Origin of the sequence: Streptomyces sp. ISL-66 (genome assembly GCF_018614135.1) — a bacterium.
GTDB lineage: Bacteria > Actinomycetota > Actinomycetes > Streptomycetales > Streptomycetaceae > Streptomyces.
On record NZ_JAGGOW010000142.1, the window covers coordinates 1 to 15,755 of the forward strand.

The 15,755-nt window shown below is 74.5% G+C and carries 12 protein-coding genes, 1 pseudogene and 1 riboswitch; of the genes and pseudogenes, 3 read left to right on the top strand and 10 right to left on the bottom strand.

Annotated elements, in window-relative coordinates; all coding sequences use genetic code 11:
• Positions 1-10: 10 nt before the first annotated feature.
• Positions 11-1,435, bottom strand: a complete 1,425-nt coding sequence (cobC, locus tag J7E97_RS26045) for an Rv2231c family pyridoxal phosphate-dependent protein CobC (RefSeq protein ID WP_308346806.1) — start codon at positions 1,433-1,435, stop codon at positions 11-13.
• A 119-nt stretch (positions 1,436-1,554) separates the two neighbouring features.
• On the opposite strand from cobC, the gene J7E97_RS26050 reads away from it, so the two are divergent.
• Complete coding sequence (locus tag J7E97_RS26050) at positions 1,555-2,379, top strand: ZIP family metal transporter (protein WP_215031958.1); 825 nt, start codon at positions 1,555-1,557, stop codon at positions 2,377-2,379.
• Between the two features lie 38 nt (positions 2,380-2,417).
• Here the strand turns inward: J7E97_RS26050 and J7E97_RS26055 are convergent, their stop codons facing one another.
• The 7 genes and pseudogenes from J7E97_RS26055 to J7E97_RS26085 form a co-directional block, all read right to left on the bottom strand.
• Complete coding sequence (locus tag J7E97_RS26055) at positions 2,418-3,851, bottom strand: cobyrinate a,c-diamide synthase (protein WP_308346807.1); 1,434 nt, start codon at positions 3,849-3,851, stop codon at positions 2,418-2,420.
• A complete protein-coding gene (gene cobO / locus J7E97_RS26060; protein WP_215031872.1) occupies positions 3,848-4,447 on the bottom strand; it encodes a cob(I)yrinic acid a,c-diamide adenosyltransferase in 600 nt (199 codons plus the stop codon). Before cobO ends, J7E97_RS26055 begins: the two co-directional genes overlap by 4 nt.
• A complete protein-coding gene (locus J7E97_RS26065; protein WP_215031875.1) occupies positions 4,447-6,591 on the bottom strand; it encodes a putative cobaltochelatase in 2,145 nt (714 codons plus the stop codon). Before J7E97_RS26065 ends, cobO begins: the two co-directional genes overlap by 1 nt.
• 118 nt (positions 6,592-6,709) lie before the next feature.
• Positions 6,710-8,266 (bottom strand): annotated as a pseudogene (locus J7E97_RS26070) (cobyric acid synthase); the annotation flags it as partial.
• Positions 8,263-9,273, bottom strand: a complete 1,011-nt coding sequence (locus J7E97_RS26075) for a cobalamin biosynthesis protein (RefSeq protein ID WP_215031881.1) — start codon at positions 9,271-9,273, stop codon at positions 8,263-8,265. The pseudogene J7E97_RS26070 and the gene J7E97_RS26075, both read right to left, overlap by 4 nt.
• Before the next feature lie 37 nt (positions 9,274-9,310).
• Positions 9,311-9,454: riboswitch (cobalamin riboswitch) on the bottom strand.
• A gap of 126 nt (positions 9,455-9,580) precedes the next feature.
• A complete protein-coding gene (locus J7E97_RS26080; protein ID WP_215031885.1) occupies positions 9,581-9,802 on the bottom strand; it encodes a hypothetical protein in 222 nt (73 codons plus the stop codon).
• Between the two features lie 28 nt (positions 9,803-9,830).
• On the bottom strand, positions 9,831-11,096 hold the full coding sequence (locus J7E97_RS26085; protein WP_215031889.1) for an inorganic phosphate transporter: 1,266 nt from the start codon (positions 11,094-11,096) through the stop codon (positions 9,831-9,833).
• A gap of 341 nt (positions 11,097-11,437) precedes the next feature.
• On the opposite strand from J7E97_RS26085, the gene J7E97_RS26090 reads away from it, so the two are divergent.
• Both J7E97_RS26090 and J7E97_RS26095 read left to right on the top strand, forming a co-directional pair.
• The gene (locus J7E97_RS26090; RefSeq protein WP_215031893.1) at positions 11,438-12,577 is read left to right on the top strand and encodes a S9 family peptidase; all 1,140 of its coding nucleotides are present in this window, start codon (positions 11,438-11,440) and stop codon (positions 12,575-12,577) included.
• A 213-nt stretch (positions 12,578-12,790) separates the two neighbouring features.
• Positions 12,791-14,242, top strand: a complete 1,452-nt coding sequence (locus J7E97_RS26095) for a hypothetical protein (RefSeq protein WP_374224238.1) — start codon at positions 12,791-12,793, stop codon at positions 14,240-14,242.
• 51 nt (positions 14,243-14,293) lie between these two features.
• Here J7E97_RS26095 and J7E97_RS26100 read toward each other — a convergent pair whose 3' ends face one another.
• Both J7E97_RS26100 and J7E97_RS26105 read right to left on the bottom strand, forming a co-directional pair.
• A complete protein-coding gene (locus J7E97_RS26100; protein WP_215031899.1) occupies positions 14,294-14,689 on the bottom strand; it encodes a VOC family protein in 396 nt (131 codons plus the stop codon).
• 68 nt (positions 14,690-14,757) lie between these two features.
• Positions 14,758-15,648, bottom strand: a complete 891-nt coding sequence (locus J7E97_RS26105; RefSeq protein WP_215031902.1) for a neutral zinc metallopeptidase — start codon at positions 15,646-15,648, stop codon at positions 14,758-14,760.
• Between the last annotated feature and the right edge of the window lie 107 nt (positions 15,649-15,755).

Genomic DNA, 15,755 nt, shown 5'->3' on the forward strand with positions numbered 1-15,755 from the left:
GCGCCGCCGGTCAGCGGCCGGCCAGGGCCACGTCCAGCGCCTGGAGGAGGCGGCCCGTCGTCGCGCGGTCGCGGACGGCCAGGCGGAGCCAGGAGCGGTCCAGGCCCGGGAAGGTGTCGCCGCGCCGCACGGCGAAGCCCAGGGCGCGCAGCCGGGTGCGGACCCCCGTCGCGCCCTCGGTCCGGATCAGTACGAAGGGGCCGTGCGCCACGCCCGCCACCGAGATCTCCTCGAACTCCGCCAGCCCGGCGAGCAGGTGCTCCCGGTCCACCGCGATCTGCCGGGCCGCGGCCTCCGCCTCGGCCAGCGCCGCCGGGGCCATGCACGCCTCGGCCGCCACCAGCGCCGGAGTGGACACCGGCCACAGCGGCTGCGCGGCCGCCAGCTTCGCGATCACCTCGGGCTCGGCCAGCACGTAGCCGATGCGCAGACCGGCCAGTCCCCAGGTCTTGGTCAGGCTCCGCAGCACCACGAGGCCCGGTATGTCCGTCCGCCCGGCCAGTGCCTCCCGTTCGCCCGGGACCGCGTCCATGAACGCCTCGTCCACCACCAGGATCCGGCCGGGCCGGGCCAGCGCCGCCAGGGTGGCCGCCGGGTGCAGCACCGAGGTCGGGTTGGTCGGGTTGCCGACCACCACGAGGTCGGCCTCCTCCGGCACCGCCGCCGGGTCGAGGCGGAAACCGTCCGCCGCGCGCAGCAGGACCCGTTCCACCTGGTGGCCCGCGTCGCGCAGGGCCGCCTCGGGCTCGGTGAACTGCGGGTGCACCACGACCGGCCGTACGGCGCCGAGCGCCCGCGCGATCAGGACGAACGCCTCCGCGGCCCCCGCCGTCAGCAGCACCCGCTCGACCGGCAGCTTGTGGCGCAGGGCCACCGCGGCGCGGGCCGGGCGGCCGTCGGGATACGCGGCGAGCGCGTCGAGCGAAGCCGCGATCCGCTCCTTCAGCCACTGCGGGGGCGTGTGCGTGCGTACGTTCACCGCGAGATCGACCAGCGCCGAGCCCGCGTCCACCACCTCCGCGTCGCCGTGGTGGCGCAGGTCGTGCGAGTGCGCCGTCGCGACCGCGCAGGTCGCCGCCACCGACCGCCGCTTGGGTACGAGGAGTTCCCCGCCCCCCGCGAGCGCGGCGGCCTCGGCCACCGACGGGGTGCCGGCGGCCTCCCGCGCGGTGTCGGTGGGGTGCGGTACCGCGATGGAGGCCAGCCGGTCGGCGGGATAGCTCAGCAGCGGCACGCCGAAACGTTTCGCCGCGCCCGCGATCCCCGCCTCGGCGGTCTTCGCCTCCACCGTGGCCAGCGCCGTCACCGCCTTCGCCGACAGCCCGGCGCCGCGCAGGGTCTCCTCCACCAGCGCGCAGACCTCCGCCACGGACACCCCCGCCCGGCCGCCGACCCCGACCACCAACTGCGTCGCGTACTCGCCCACCAGGTTCACCCGTTCTCCCTCGTCGTGGTCGTGATCGTCGTGGTCGTCGTCGTGGACGTCAACCGGCGGTGCCCCGCCACCCGCCCGCGGAAGTGCGCGGGCCGCGAGGAGTCGGTATGCAGGGGCACATGGCCGTGATCGTGGCGCTGGGCGCGTTCCTGATGACCCTGGCAGGCGGATGGACGGCGCAACGCGTCACCGACCGCCGCCACCTCGTGCTGGGCCTGGCCGGCGGGCTGATGCTCGGCGTCGTGGGCCTCGACCTGCTCCCGGAAGCCATGCACGCCGCCGGGGCCGAGGTGTTCGGGGTCCCCCTGGCCCTGCTGCTCTTCGTCGGCGGATTCCTCGTCGCGCACTGCGTGGAGCGGGTACTGGCCGTCCGCCAGGCCTCCCACGGGGGCCGGAACGGGGACGCGCACACCCACGGGGACGGACACGGGCACGGGGAAGCGCACACCCACGGGGACGGACACGGGCACGCGCCCGGCGGCGCGGACGGCGAGCACGGCGGCCGGGTCCCCCAGGTCGGCCTGACGGCGGCCGCCGCCATGGTCGGCCACAGCCTCGCCGACGGGGTGGCCCTCGGCGCCGCGTTCCAGGTCGGAGGCGGGATGGGGGTGGCCGTGGCGCTGGCCGTCATCACCCACGACTTCGCCGACGGGTTCAACACGTACACGCTCACCCGGCTGTACGGGAACGCCCGCCGCAAGGCCCTGCTCATGCTCTTCGCGGACGCCGTGGCCCCCGTGGTGGGCGCCGCGTCCACTCTGCTGTTCACCCTTCCGGAGGAACCGCTCGGGGCGTACCTCGGCTTCTTCGGCGGAGTGCTCCTCTACCTGGCGGCCGCGGAGATCCTGCCCGAGGCCCACCACAAGCACCCCGCGCTGTCCACGCTGATGTGCACGGTGGGCGGGGTGGCCGGGATCTGGCTGGTGGTCGGCCTCGCGGACTGACCGGAGCGGCCGTGCGGGCTCCGCCGCGGGTCTCGCGTTCACCGATGGGCTGCCGCGGCTTCGGCGAACCGCAGGGCCACGGACGGCTGGGCCGCCCAGTGCGTGTGCAGGTAGCTGGCGTGCACCCCGTGCTCCACGAAGCCCTCGACACGGCGTTCCGGGTGCGTGAACCCCCAGGCCGGCGCCGCTCCGGCGCCCGGCTCGATCACCGTCCGGTGGAACTCGTGCCCGCGCAGCCGGGTACCGGCCGCCGCGAGGACGCTGTCGGACACCGCGACGGCCTCGCGGTAGCCGAGCGTCAGCCGCTCCGACATCCGCGCGTCGGCATCGAGCACCCCGCACATGGGCTTCCCGTCCAGCGAACGGCCCAGGTACAGCAGCCCCGCGCACTCGGCGGCCACCGGGCCCCCGGCGGCGGCGAAGGCGGCGACGGCCTTGCGGAGCGGCTCGTTGGCGGACAGCTCGGGTGCGTACACCTCCGGGAACCCGCCGCCGATCACCAGGCCGGTGGTCCCCTCGGGCAGCGCCTCGTCGCGCAGCGGATCGAAGGTGACGACCTCGGCCCCGGCCGCTCGCAGCAGCTCCGCGTGCTCGGCGTAGGAGAACGTGAACGCGGCCCCCCCGGCGACGGCGACCACCGGTCGGCGGCCGGACCGCGCGGCGCGCGGATCCAGCCCGTCCGGCGTGTGGGGACCGCGGTTCGGGGCGGAGCCCCGAGTGCCCGTCAGGGCACGCTCCGGAGCCCATGCTTCGCCCGTCAGGGCGGGGGCCGTACGGGCCAGGGCCATCAGGGCGTCCAGATCGCAGCCGGCCCGGACCTGCTCGGCCAGGGCGGCGACGGAGGACACCGCGTCCGCGCGCCGCTCGGCGACCGGCACCAGCCCCAGGTGCCGCGAGGGCGCGGCGACCTGGGGAGCCCTCCGCAGGACCCCGAGCACCGGCATCCCGGCCTCCTCCAGCGCCTCCCGCAGCATCGCCTCGTGCCGGTCGGAGCCGACCTTGTTCAGGATCACGCCCCCCAGCCGCACCTGCGGGTCGAAGGAGGCGAAGCCGTGCACCAGCGCGGCCACCGACCGCGACTGCGAGGACGCGTCCACGACCAGCACCACCGGCGCCCGCAGCAGCTTCGCGACCTGCGCCGTGGACGCCAGTTCGCCCCGCCCCGCGGCTCCGTCGTAGAGGCCCATGACGCCCTCGACGACGGCCAGGTCGCACCCGGCCGCCCCGTGCGCGAACAGCGGGGCGATCAGCTCTGGCCCGCACATGAAGGAGTCCAGGTTGCGCCCCGGCCGGCCGGTGGCCAGCGCGTGGTAGCCGGGGTCGATGTAGTCGGGCCCGGCCTTGTGCGGGGACACGGCGAGGCCGCGCTCCGAGAAGGCCGCCATCAGGCCCGTCGCCACGGTGGTCTTGCCGCTCCCGGAGGAGGGCGCGGCGATCACCAGGCGCGGCACGTCGAACGAGGGCGCACTCACCACTCGATGCCCTTCTGGCCCTTCTGGCCGGCGTCCATCGGGTGCTTGACCTTGGTCATTTCGGTGACGAGGTCCGCGAACTCGACGAGCTTCTCCGGGGCGTTGCGGCCGGTGATCACCACGTGCTGGGTGCCGGGACGGGTCCGCAGCACCTCGACGACCTCGTCGACGTCGATCCAGCCCCAGTGCATCGGGTACGCGAACTCGTCGAGCACGTACAGCCGGTGCGTCTCGGCGGCCAGGTCGCGCTTGACCTGCTCCCAGCCCTCCTTGGCCGCCTGCTCGTTGTCGAGCTGCGCGTCCCGCTGGACCCAGGACCAGCCCTCGCCCATCTTGTGCCAGACGACCGGGCCGCCCTCGCCGGAGGCGCCGAGCACCTTCAGCGCGTTCTCCTCGCCGACCTTCCACTTCGCCGACTTGACGAACTGGAACACGCCGACCGACCAGCCCTGGTTCCAGGCGCGCAGCGCCAGGCCGAAGGCCGCCGTCGACTTGCCCTTGCCGGGTCCGGTGTGGACGAAGACGAGCGGGCGGTTGCGGCGCTGGCGCGTCGTGAGTCCGTCGTCGGGAACGACGGACGGCTGTCCCTGTGGCATTACGCGGCCCTCCTGGGGGTGTGGGATGAGGTACGTACGTTCTTCACGAGCCCGGCCAGCGTGTCGGCCCGCAGCCCGTCGAGGGTGATGGCCGGACCGCCCAGATCGGCGGCCAGCTCCCCGGCCAGGCCCAGCCGGACTGGTCCGGACTCGCAGTCCACGACCACGGAGGCGACCCCTTCGGACGCCAGCAGCCGGGCACTGCGGCCGGACAGCTCGCGCGGGGTGCCGTCCGCGCGGCCGCCGGCGGAGCCGGCCGAGGTGGCCCGCCCGTCGGTGACCACCACGAGCAGCGGCCGCCGGCTCGGGTCCCGCAGGCGCTCGATGCGCAGCACTTCGCGGGCCTTGAGCAGCCCGGCGGCGAGCGGGGTGCGGCCGCCGGTCGGCAGCTTCTCCAGCCGGGCCGCGGCCGAGTCGACGGAAGAGGTCGGCGGCAGGGCCAGTTCGGCCGTGGACCCGCGGAAGGTGATCAGGCCGACCTTGTCGCGCCGCTGGTAGGCGTCCAGCAGCAGCGACAGCACCGCGCCCTTGACCGCGCTCATGCGCTGCCGGGCGGCCATGGAGCCGGAGGCGTCGACGACGAAGAGCACGAGGTTGCCCTCGCGGCCCTCGCGGGTCGCCTGCCGCAGGTCGTCCTTGCGGATCACCAGGCCGCGCCCGGTGCGCCCGCGCGCCTTCTGGTGCGGTGCGGCCGCCTGGACGGTCGCCGCCAGGTGCAGCTTCGTCAGGTGGCCGCGGGGGCGGTGGGCGCCCGTGGTGCGGCCGTGCGCGGTGCGGGCGCGCGAACGGCGGCCGGACGCGCCCTCGCCGAGCCCCGGCACGCTGAGCATCTTGGTGCGGAACGGCTCGGCGGCCCGTACGGCGGCCTGCTCGGGCGCGTCGGCGCCGTTGGCGGAGGGCTGCGGCTCGGGTGCCTCGGCGGGCTGCTCCGGCTCGGGCTTGGTCTCGGGCCGGGGATCGGCTTCGGTCTCGGGCTCGGCCTCGGTCTCCGGGGCGTCGGGTCCGGATCCCTGCGGGGGTACGCCGCCGCCTCCGTCGGGACCGCCGCCGTCCGGGCCGCCGTCGTCCGGGCCCTCGCCCGGACCCTCGGGCTCGGGCTCCGGGTCGTGGTCGGGGTCGCGGTCCGGCTCCTCGTCGGGGAACTGCTCCAGGATCCGGTCGAGCTTCTCCTCGTCGAGGCCCGGCGCGTCGAAGGGATTGCGGCGGCGCCGGTGGGGGAGCGCCAGCAAGGCCGCCTGCCGCACGTCCTCCTTCCGCACCCGCGTCCGGCCGGCCCAGGCGGCCAGCGCGGTCGCGGTCCGGGCCATCACGATGTCGGCGCGCATGCCGTCGACCTCGAAACCGGCGCAAGTCGCGGCGATCTGCAGCAGCGAGGCGTCGGCGAGGACGACCTGCGGGAGCAGGGCGCGGGCGGCCACCACGCGGGCGCGCACGTCCTGTTCCTCGGCGTCCCAGCGCAGGGCGAAGGCGGCGGGGTCGTCCTCGTAGGAGAGCCGGCGGCGTACGACCTCGACCCGCTGGAGGGGCTCGCGGGAGGCGGCGACCTCGACGGTCAGCCCGAACCGGTCCAGGAGCTGCGGACGGAGCTCGCCCTCCTCGGGGTTCATCGTGCCGACGAGTAGAAAGCGGGCGGCGTGCCGGACGGAGACGCCCTCGCGTTCGACGTAGGAGGCGCCCATCGCGGCGGCGTCGAGGAGGAGGTCGATGAGGTGGTCGTGGAGGAGGTTGACCTCGTCCACGTACAGGATCCCGCGGTGCGCGTCGGCCAGCAGGCCGGGCTCGAAGGCCTTCACGCCCTCGGAGAGGGCGCGCTCGATGTCGAGGGCGCCGACCAGGCGGTCCTCGGAGGCGCCGACGGGCAGCTCCACCATGCGGGCGGGCCGCGCGGAGGCCGGGCCGGGTTCGTGGGGGCCGTCGGGGCAGACGGGGTCCGGGGCGGCGGGCGCGCAGCTGAACCGGCAGCCGGGAACGACGTCCACCTGCGGTAGCAGTGCGGAGAGCGCCCGGACGGCGGTGGACTTGGCCGTCCCCTTCTCGCCGCGCACGAGCACCCCGCCGACCGAGGGGCTGACCGCGTTGAGCAGCAGCGCGAGGCGCAGGTCGCGCTGGCCGACCAGCGCGGTGAACGGGTAAGGCGTACTCACGTGTTGCTCGCTCCTTCGGTGGTGCGGACCGTCGTCGTGCGCGGCGCCGTTGCCGGGGCGCCGCCCCGGACCCCGCGCCCCGGACGCCGGCGGGACTGGATCCGGTCGCGCCGCCTCACGGCGCACCCGGCGGCAGGAAGGGGAGGCCCCCGGGGGCTCCGGTCTCGATCAGACGCAACAACGCGTCGGTATCCGCGTGTTCCTCGATCAGATCGCCCAGCAGGTCCAGCTGCTCCTCCCGCAGGGAGCCGAAGGAGGTGTCGGGGGCCGGGACGAAGCGGCGGCCCGCGGCCGAGGCGACCTCGCGGAGGAACGCCCGGCGGAAGCCGTCGGACTCCAGCGAGCCGTGCCAGTGCGTGCCCCACACCGCCCCGACGCGGCACCCGTCCAGGAAGGGGGTTCCGCCGAGGACTTCGGCCACCCCGTGGTGGATCTCATACCCCTCGACGGGCTCGCCCAGCGCCGAGCCCACCGGCCGGGCCAGGGTCTTCTCCCGCTCGAAGCGGACCCGCACCGGCAGCAGGCCGAGGCCCTCGACCGAGCCGGCCTTCGACTCGACCTCGTCCTCGATCCGTTCGCCGAGCACCTGGAACCCGCCGCAGATCCCCAGCACCGGGCGGCCCTCCGCCGCCCTGCGGGCCAGCGCGTCCGCGAGGCCGCGCTCGCGCAGCCAGGCGAGGGCCTTCACCGTGCCGCGGGTGCCCGGTACGACGACCAGGTCCGCGTCGACCAGTTCCTCGGCCCGGTCCACGAACCGCACCACCACGCCCGGTTCCGCCGCGAGCGCGTCGACGTCCGTGAAGTTCGACATCAGCGGAACCGCGCAGACCGCGACCCGCAGCACGTCCTCGCCCACGGGCGGGGCGACCACGGATTCGCGTACCGCACCCCGCAGGGAGACCCGCAGCCCGTCCTCCTCGTCGATGCCCAGCCCGTGCTGGAAGGGGAGCACCCCGTACGTGGAGCGGCCGGTCAGACCCCGCAGCATCTCCATGCCGGGCTCCAGCAGGGAGACGTCCCCGCGGAACTTGTTGACGAGGTAGCCCGCGATCAGCGACTGGTCCTCGGGCGACAGCAGCGCCGTGGTCCCGAAGAACGAGGCGAAGACCCCGCCCCGGTCGATGTCGCCGACCACGACGACCGGGAACCGCGCGGCCCGCGCGATGCCCATGTTCACGATGTCGGTGCGCCTCAGGTTGATCTCGGCCGGGCTGCCCGCCCCCTCGCAGATCACGGCGTCATACGTGCCCCGCAACTGCTCCAGGCAGTCCGTGACGACGCCGAGCAGCTGCTCCCGGTGCCCTCCGTGCAGCGCCTTCCCGGGGAACGCCCCTGCGGACTCCCCGAAGAACCCGCGCGCGCTCATCTCGCCCACCGGCTTGCCCAGCAGCACCACCTGGCTGCTCTGGTCGCTGCCGGGCTTGAGCAGCACCGGGTTCATCAGCGCGGTCGGCTCCACGCGGGCGGCCTGCGCCTGCATGGCCTGCGCCCGCCCGATCTCGGCGCCCTCCCGGGTCACGAAGGAGTTCAGCGACATGTTCTGCGCCTTGAACGGGGCCACCTTCACCCCGCTGCGCGCCAGCCACCGGCAGATGCCCGCCGTGACGACGCTCTTGCCCGCGTCCGATGTCGTACCGGCGACGAGGAGCCCCCCGCCGCGCCGTGCGCCGCTCATGCGCGTCCCTTCCCCGTCCCGTTCATCCCGCTCATCCCGTTCGTCCCGCTCGATCGGCTCGTCCTGCTCATCCGGGAGACCAGCGTCCGGGCGGCCACACAGGCCCCCAGCGCCACCCACGTCACCTGCCGCGACAGCCGCACGGCCCGTTCGATGTCCGCGACCTCCACCGGCCGCCCCGCCCCGCCGTTGAGCACGGCCCGGTGCTCGACCCGTCCCCCGTACGCCAGGGTCCCGCCCAGCCGTACGCCGAGCGCTCCGGCGAAGGAGGATTCCACCGGACCCGCGTTCGGGCTCGGGTGCTTGGCGGCGTCGGCGCGCCAGGCCCGTACGGCCCCCCGCCGGTCGGGGCCGGCCAGTACGGCGGCCAGCGCCGTCAGCCGGGCGCCCGGCCAGCCCGCGACGTCGTCGAGCCGGGCCGAGGCCCAGCCGTAGCGCAGGTGGCGGGGCGACTTGTGGCCGACCATCGCGTCCAGGGTGTTCACGGCGCGGAAGGCCAGCAGCCCGGGGACGCCGGCGACGGCGCCCCACACCAGGGCCCCGACCACCGCGTCGGAGGTGTTCTCGGCGACCGACTCCACGACCGCGCGGGCCATCTGACGCTCGTCCAGGGCCTGCGGGTCGCGTCCGCACAGGTGCGGCAGCCGCTCCCGGGCCGTCTCGGCGTCCCCGGCGGCCAGGGCCGCCCCGATGGCGCGGGCCTCGCGGCCCAGCGAGGTGCCGCCCACGACGGCCCAGGTGGCGGCGGCGGTCAGGGCGACGCGGGCCACCGCGGGCCGGGAGCGCACGGCGCGGGCGCCGAGCGCTCCGACGGCAGCGGCGCCCCCGGCGCACACCAGGGTGTGCAGGGCGCCCCGGGCGCGGTCGTCGCGCCACAGGGCGCGCTCGACGGCGGCGGCGGTTCGTCCGAAGGCGGCCACGGGGTGCCCGCGGCGAGGATCCCCGAGGATCCGGTCGCCGATCAGGCCGGCCGTGGCGCCGTACGCGAAGACGCGGTCGGCACGCATGGCGGCAGGTATGTCCTCACTCAGGGTCCGCGCCCTGGTTCGACGTGTCCGGCGACGAGAGTTCCTGGCTCCCGGTCGCACTCGGCTCGAGTGCACCGGTGACAGTGGCGGGACCGCGCCGGATTCGCACCGGACTTCCTCTCCATGCCGCCGTATTGGCTCGGGCAGTCCACCACGCAGCGCGAAGGCCCGTCAACTTGCAGTTGACCTGCGGCGGGGTGGTCGGGGAGCGCGCTCCGGGTACGCGAAAGCTCCCCCCGGGACGAACCCGGAGGGAGCCTTCTCCTGTGGTGCCCAGCGACGGGCCCTAGGAGACGATCAGATAGATCCCGTAGACCACGGCCGCAGCGCAGAGCGCGAAGCACGCGTACGCGCCGCTGCGGGCCAGGGTGGCGCCGCCGCCCTGCTCGGTGGCGGCCTCGTGCTTGGAGAGACCCATCAGACCCAGGGTGAACAGGGTCACGAGGGCGACGGTGGCGGAGAGGCTGACACCGAAGACGGAGCCGAGTGCTTCCCAGTCGATCTTCATACCGCTGATTCCTCTGTCGTTCTCGGGGTCAGACCGCGGCGGCCGGGGCCGGGGCGGTCGTAGTCATGGCCGCGATGGTGGCCTTGAGTTCCTCGTCCGTCACCGCGGCGCTGCCGGCGGCGGCGACGGTCGGCGCGGCGGTGACGGCCGCGATCGCCGTGGTGACCACACCCGGCTCCTCGGCGTCGGCCGACGCCGCCCCGTTGACGTTGGTGTGGTCGACGACCTGGCGGCGCGAGATGAGCCAGATCGCGACGCAGGCGGCGACCAGGAAGACCGCGACGGCGGCGACGCCGACGTCACCGGTGCGCATGACCAGCTCGGCGCCGGCCGAGACCAGGGCCGCGGCGGGCAGCGTCAGGCCCCAGGCGATGAACATGCGGGAGGCGGTGGACCAGCGGACCACACCGCCCTTGCGGCCCAGGCCCGAACCCATGACGGCGCCGGAGCACGCGTGGGTGGTGGAGAGGGAGAAGCCGAGGGAGGAGGAGGCCAGGATGACGCTGGCGGCCGAGGTCTGGGCGGCGAAGCCCTGCTGCGGCTGCAGGTCGGTCAAGCCGCTGCCCATGGTGCGGATGATGCGCCAGCCGCCCAGGTAGGTGCCCGAGGCGATGGCCAGACCGGCCGAGACGATGACCCAGACCGGCGGGTTGGAGCCGGCCGGCAGGGCGTTCCCGGCGATGAGCGCCAGGGTGATGATGCCCATCGTCTTCTGCGCGTCGTTGGTGCCGTGCGCGAGCGAGACGAGACCGGCGGAGGCGATCTGGCCCGAGCGGTAGCCCTTGGCCGAGGTCTTGCGGCCCATGCCGCCACCGATCTTGTACGTGACCTTCGTGGCCAGGTACGCGGCGATGCCGGCGACCAGGGGCGCGGCGAGCGCGGGGATCAGGACCTTGGTGACGACGACGCCGCCGTTGACCGCGCCCATGCCGGCGGAGACGACCGCGGCGCCGATCAGGCCGCCCATCAGGGCGTGGGACGAGCTGGAGGGCAGTCCGACCAGCCAGGTGACGAGGTTCCAGAGGATCGCGCCGACCAAGGCGGCGAAGATGACCTCCGGCTGGATGCCTTCCTCGTTGACCAGGCCCTTGGAGATCGTCTTGGCGACCTCCACGGACATGAACGCGCCGACGAGGTTGAGCACGGCGGACATCGCCACCGCGGTCTTGGGTTTGAGGGCGCCGGTCGAGATGGTGGTGGCCATCGCGTTGGCCGTGTCGTGAAAACCGTTCGTGAAATCGAACACGAGAGCGGTGATGATCACGATCCCGAGGAGAAGCGTTATGTGCTCCATTTACCCAGGCTTCTGTTTGGCGTCAGTGGTTCGTGGACCGTAGGCAATCTGAATGAACGGAAGGTGAACTGGCAGAGATCATGTGGTGGATCCGTCCGGCACCGGAGCGGGACTTTCGTCCTGATACCGGAGTGGATCCCTCCATTGGTGCACGTCACGACCGGGTGCCGGCCCCGGGCCGCCCGGGACGTCCGGCCCGCCTCCCCGGGCGGAATGTTTCCGGAAGAGACCCAGATCACCCCGCGGCGAGCTCCTTCCGGTCCCTCGAGGTCCTCCGGAGCCGCGGTCCGGAATGATCCCCTCCGGTGGCCCGCCGTCGCATCCGCCTCGACACTGGAGCGGTGCGTACCGCCACAGCGACGGCAGCGGCCGTCACCACGACTCTCCTGGGCGCCGGCGCGGCCGTCACCGCCGCCGCCCTCGCCGGCCGGTATGCCGCCGACGCGGCCCTGCGGGCCGAGCCCGGACGCCCGCTCCCGGGCAGTCCCCGGCTCACCGTCCACTCCGCCGCGGCCGGCCGGGTCGAGCTGACCCGCTCGCTGGCCTCCCTGCGCCCCGGCACGTACGCGCTGGCCGCCCCCGGGGTGCACGCGGTGGTCGGGCCCGTCCTCCCCGACGCCCCGCACGGCCCCGACAGCGTGGTGCGCCGTCTCCTCGCCGTCACCCACGGAAGCCTCGACCCCGGCACCCGCGTCACGCTCACCCCCCAGGTCCACCTGGGCAACCCCGGCACCGCCCTCGGGCTGGACCACGCCGACGTGGACGTCCCGGGCGAGCTCGGCGCGCTGCCCGCCTGGTTCGTGCCCGGCGCCCGCGACACCTGGGTGATCACCGTCCACGGGCTCGGCGCCACCCGCGAGCACCCGATGGTGGTGATGCCCTTCCTCCACCGCCAGCGGATGCCCGTACTGGACCTCGGCTACCGGGGGGACCTCGGCGCCCCCGCCTCGCCGGACGGACTCGGCCACCTCGGCGAGTCCGAATGGCGCGATCTCGACGCCGCCATCCGCTACGCCCTGCGCTACGGCGCCCGCCGGATCGTCCTGCACGGCTGGTCCACCGGCGCCACCATGGCCCTGCACGCCGCCGAGCGCTCGGCGCTGGCCGAGCGGATCTGCGGACTGGTGCTCGACTCGCCGGTCCTGGACTGGCACGCCACCCTGCGCGCCCTCGTCGCGGCGCGCCGCACCCCCGGTCCGCTGCTGTCCCTCGCGGTCAAGGCCGCCGAGGGCCGGGCGGGCCTGCGCGCGGACCGCCGCGCACCGGGGTCCGACCCGGCGGCACTGAGGATTCCCGTCCTGATCTTCCACGGCCCCGACGACACCCTCGCCCCCTGGGAGCCCTCCCGCCGGCTCGCCGCCGCCCGCCCCGACCTCGTCACCCTGCGGACCGTCCCCGAGGCCGCGCACGGGGCGATGTGGAACGCCGACCCGGCCGGATACGAGGAGGCGCTGCGCCGCTTCCTGACTCCTCTTATGTAGCGACTCCCACGGAGCGACCCGTCCGGCGACCCGTCCGGCGGGCCGTCCGGCGGTCGTTCGGCGGGTCGAACACCCGGCAGCCCGGCGGCTGTCCGAAGCGCGTGTGCCGGACGGGGCGCGGATGGTGGATTGCCCTGTTCTGTCTCGCCGGTGCTTTGTAGCAATGGCCGGTTCCGTTTGGGCTTTCGGCCGGAGACCGGCGAGACTGCTCACGTGACGTCCCGAAAGCCTGATGAGCAGTTGGCTCGCGACTCCAGACTCCGACTCGTCTACCCGAGGTCCGTGGGTACGGCCCGCAAGGCGGTGACCGACCGGCGAACCCGGACCGCGCCCAGGCCCCCGGCGGGCACCCCCGCCACGGCCGACCTCGCGAACAGGGCCCGAGCCTCGCTCGCCGATGCCGTACGCCTCGCCCGCTGGGCCGAGGTCAACCTCGGTGCGGGAGACGGCGGAAGGCCCGCCCCGCCGGGCGCCCTGCCCGCCGCAGACGTCGAACGCGCCGCCGCGCAGCTGCGCCTGACGCCTGGGCAGATCCGGGTCGGCTGGGACCGCTCGCGGCTCGCCGGCCTGGTGGAGGTGCACGGCGGCCAGGCCCGGCCCGGCTGGCGCCTGCGCGCCTGGGACCGGGACGACTCCGCCGTACTGCGCGGCTGGGTCGCCCTGTTCGACGCCTGGTCACTGGTCCACCCCGCCCCCGCCGACATCGCCCCCGCGGCCGTCGCCGAGGTCGTCGAGGCCATGCCGCAACTGCTGTCCCTGCTCCAGCTCTCCGCCGGTCCCGTGACCGTCCCGGACCTGCTGGACCTGCTGGGGCAGCGCGTCGAGGAACTGCGCGACGAGCGGTGTGAAGTCCCTTACGAGGCCACCGCGCAGGCGGACGCGGCTACGGCCGACGCCCCCACGGCCGATGCGCCCAGGGCGGGCGCCCCCGCCCCGGCCCCCGTACCACTCGCCCGGCTGCTGCGCTGGGCGCTCGGCGGGCTCGCCGCCGTCGACGCCGTCACCCTCGGCCCCGCCAGGGCCGCCCTGACCCCGCTCGGGAGCTGGGCCGTCTGGGTCAAGCTGGAACAGATCTGCGTCGCCGCGCAGAGCCCGGCCGGGAACATCGAGCAGTCCGCCGCCGCCATGCTCCGCGGCTGCGCCCGGCTCACCCCGGGCCCGGCCCGCGCCGAATACCAGGCCTGGCTGGCCGCCCGGCCCGTCGGCCACGCCGTCTCCGAGCTGCTGAACGCGGCCCGCGGCGAGGACGCGCTGCTGCGCGGGCTCGCCTTCGAGGCGCTGCGCGTGGTCGGAGCCCCCGCCGAGCCCGAGGTCCGCGCGGCCACCCGCGAGGCGACGCTGCGCCCCTACGCGCTGCTCTGGCTCGCCGTGCACGACGGGGTGGACCCCGACGAGGCCCAGGACGTGCTCACCGCCGAGGAGCAGACCTGGCTCTGGGTGGACACGGCGGCAGCCATCGCCGACCACGGCGAGGCCGAACTGCTGGCCCGCCACCTGGACTCGGCCGTGCGCACCACCGTCCCGCGGCTGCTGGACGAGGTCCGCGCGGTCGGCCATCCCCGCACGGTGCAGGTACTGGTCGCGCTGGCCGCCGCCCATCCGGACCCGGCCCTGGCCAAGGCGGTCCGCCGGGCCGCCTTCCAGGTACACACCGGCGGCGCGTAGCGCCCCGCGGGACCGGGGACCGCTACGGGCACCGGCGTACGCGCCGCGGGGTCAGCCCTGCGGCGCGTACGTCCCGAAGCTCCACACGTTGCCCTCGGCGTCGCGGGCCATGTAGTCCCGGGAGCCGTAGTCCTGGTCGGTCGGCTCCATCAGGATCTCCACGCCGTGCTCGACGGCCCGGCGGTGGTGGGCGTCCACGTCGTCGACGACCACGTAGACCCCGGCCGGGCCCGCCGAGGCCATGACCTTGTCGAAGACCCCGCCGCGGCCCTTGCTGCCGAGCATCACCACGCCGTTCCCGTAGGACAGCTCCGCGTGCATCACGGACCCGTCCTCACCCTCGTACGCCGCGACCCGGGTGAAACCGAACGCCTCCGTGAGCTGCTGCATCGCGGCCTTGGCGTCGGTGTAGAGCAGTGTCGGACAAATGGACGGAACGCCTGCCATGACGATCACTCCCTGTGCCGTGTGCGGATGATGACCCGGGGCACAGCATGGCAAAGAGCCGCGAGAAGTCAGCGGAAGGTGTTGCACTGGGCCATGTCGCCGGTGCGGTAGCCCTGGTAGAACCACTGCTGGCGCTGCTCCGCCGAGCCGTGCGTCCAGGACTCCGGGGTCACCCGGCCCTGGAACTTCTCCTGGATCCGGTCATCGCCGACCGCGGCCGCCGCGTCCAGGCCGTCCTTGATGTCCTGGTCCGTCAGGCTGGTGATCAGCGGCTTGCCGGTGGACTCGTCCGGGGTCTTCGTCGCGTTGTGCGCCCACACCCCGGCGTAGCAGTCGGCCTGCAGCTCCACCCGTACCGCGTTGCTGCTCGCGCCCTGCCGCCCGTCCTGGGCCTTCTGCAGGGTGCCGGTCAGGTTCTGGATGTGGTGCCCGTACTCGTGCGCGACCACGTACGCCTGGGCGAAGGGTCCGCCGGTCGCGCCGAACTTGTCGCGCAGTTCGTTGAAGAAGCCCAGGTCCAGATAGACCTGCCGGTCACCGGGGCAGTAGAAGGGCCCGACCGCCGAGGTGGCCGCCCCGCAGGCGGTGCCCACCTTCCCGGTGAAGAACACCGTCTGCGCGGGGGAGTAGCGGCCCCCGCGCTTGGTGAACTCCTGCTTCCAGAAGTCCTGGGTGCTGTTGATCACCGCGACCAGCCGGCAGTCCTCCCGGGCGTTCGCGTCCTGCCCGGTCTTGCAGGTCTGCTGCACCTGGCTGGCGGAGGAAGAGGTCGAGGCCGGCTCCGGATTCCCGTCGGACAGGCCCAGCTGCTCGGGACCGACGCCGAAGAGCAGACCCATGACGAGCGCGATGAGACCCACGAGGCCGCCGCCGATGGTCGCCCTCCCGCCCGGGACGCGGCTACCGCGCACGTCCTTGACCTCGGAAGTGTCCAGATTGGCGTCGTCGTCGAACTGCATCCCGCACCGCCCTCCATCCGTGCTGTCCGTGCAGCGAAAGGGGCCTTGTCCACCCCTGCGGCGAGTATCAACCCGTTCATCCTGGTACGCCCCTCGGCCGCCGGGCG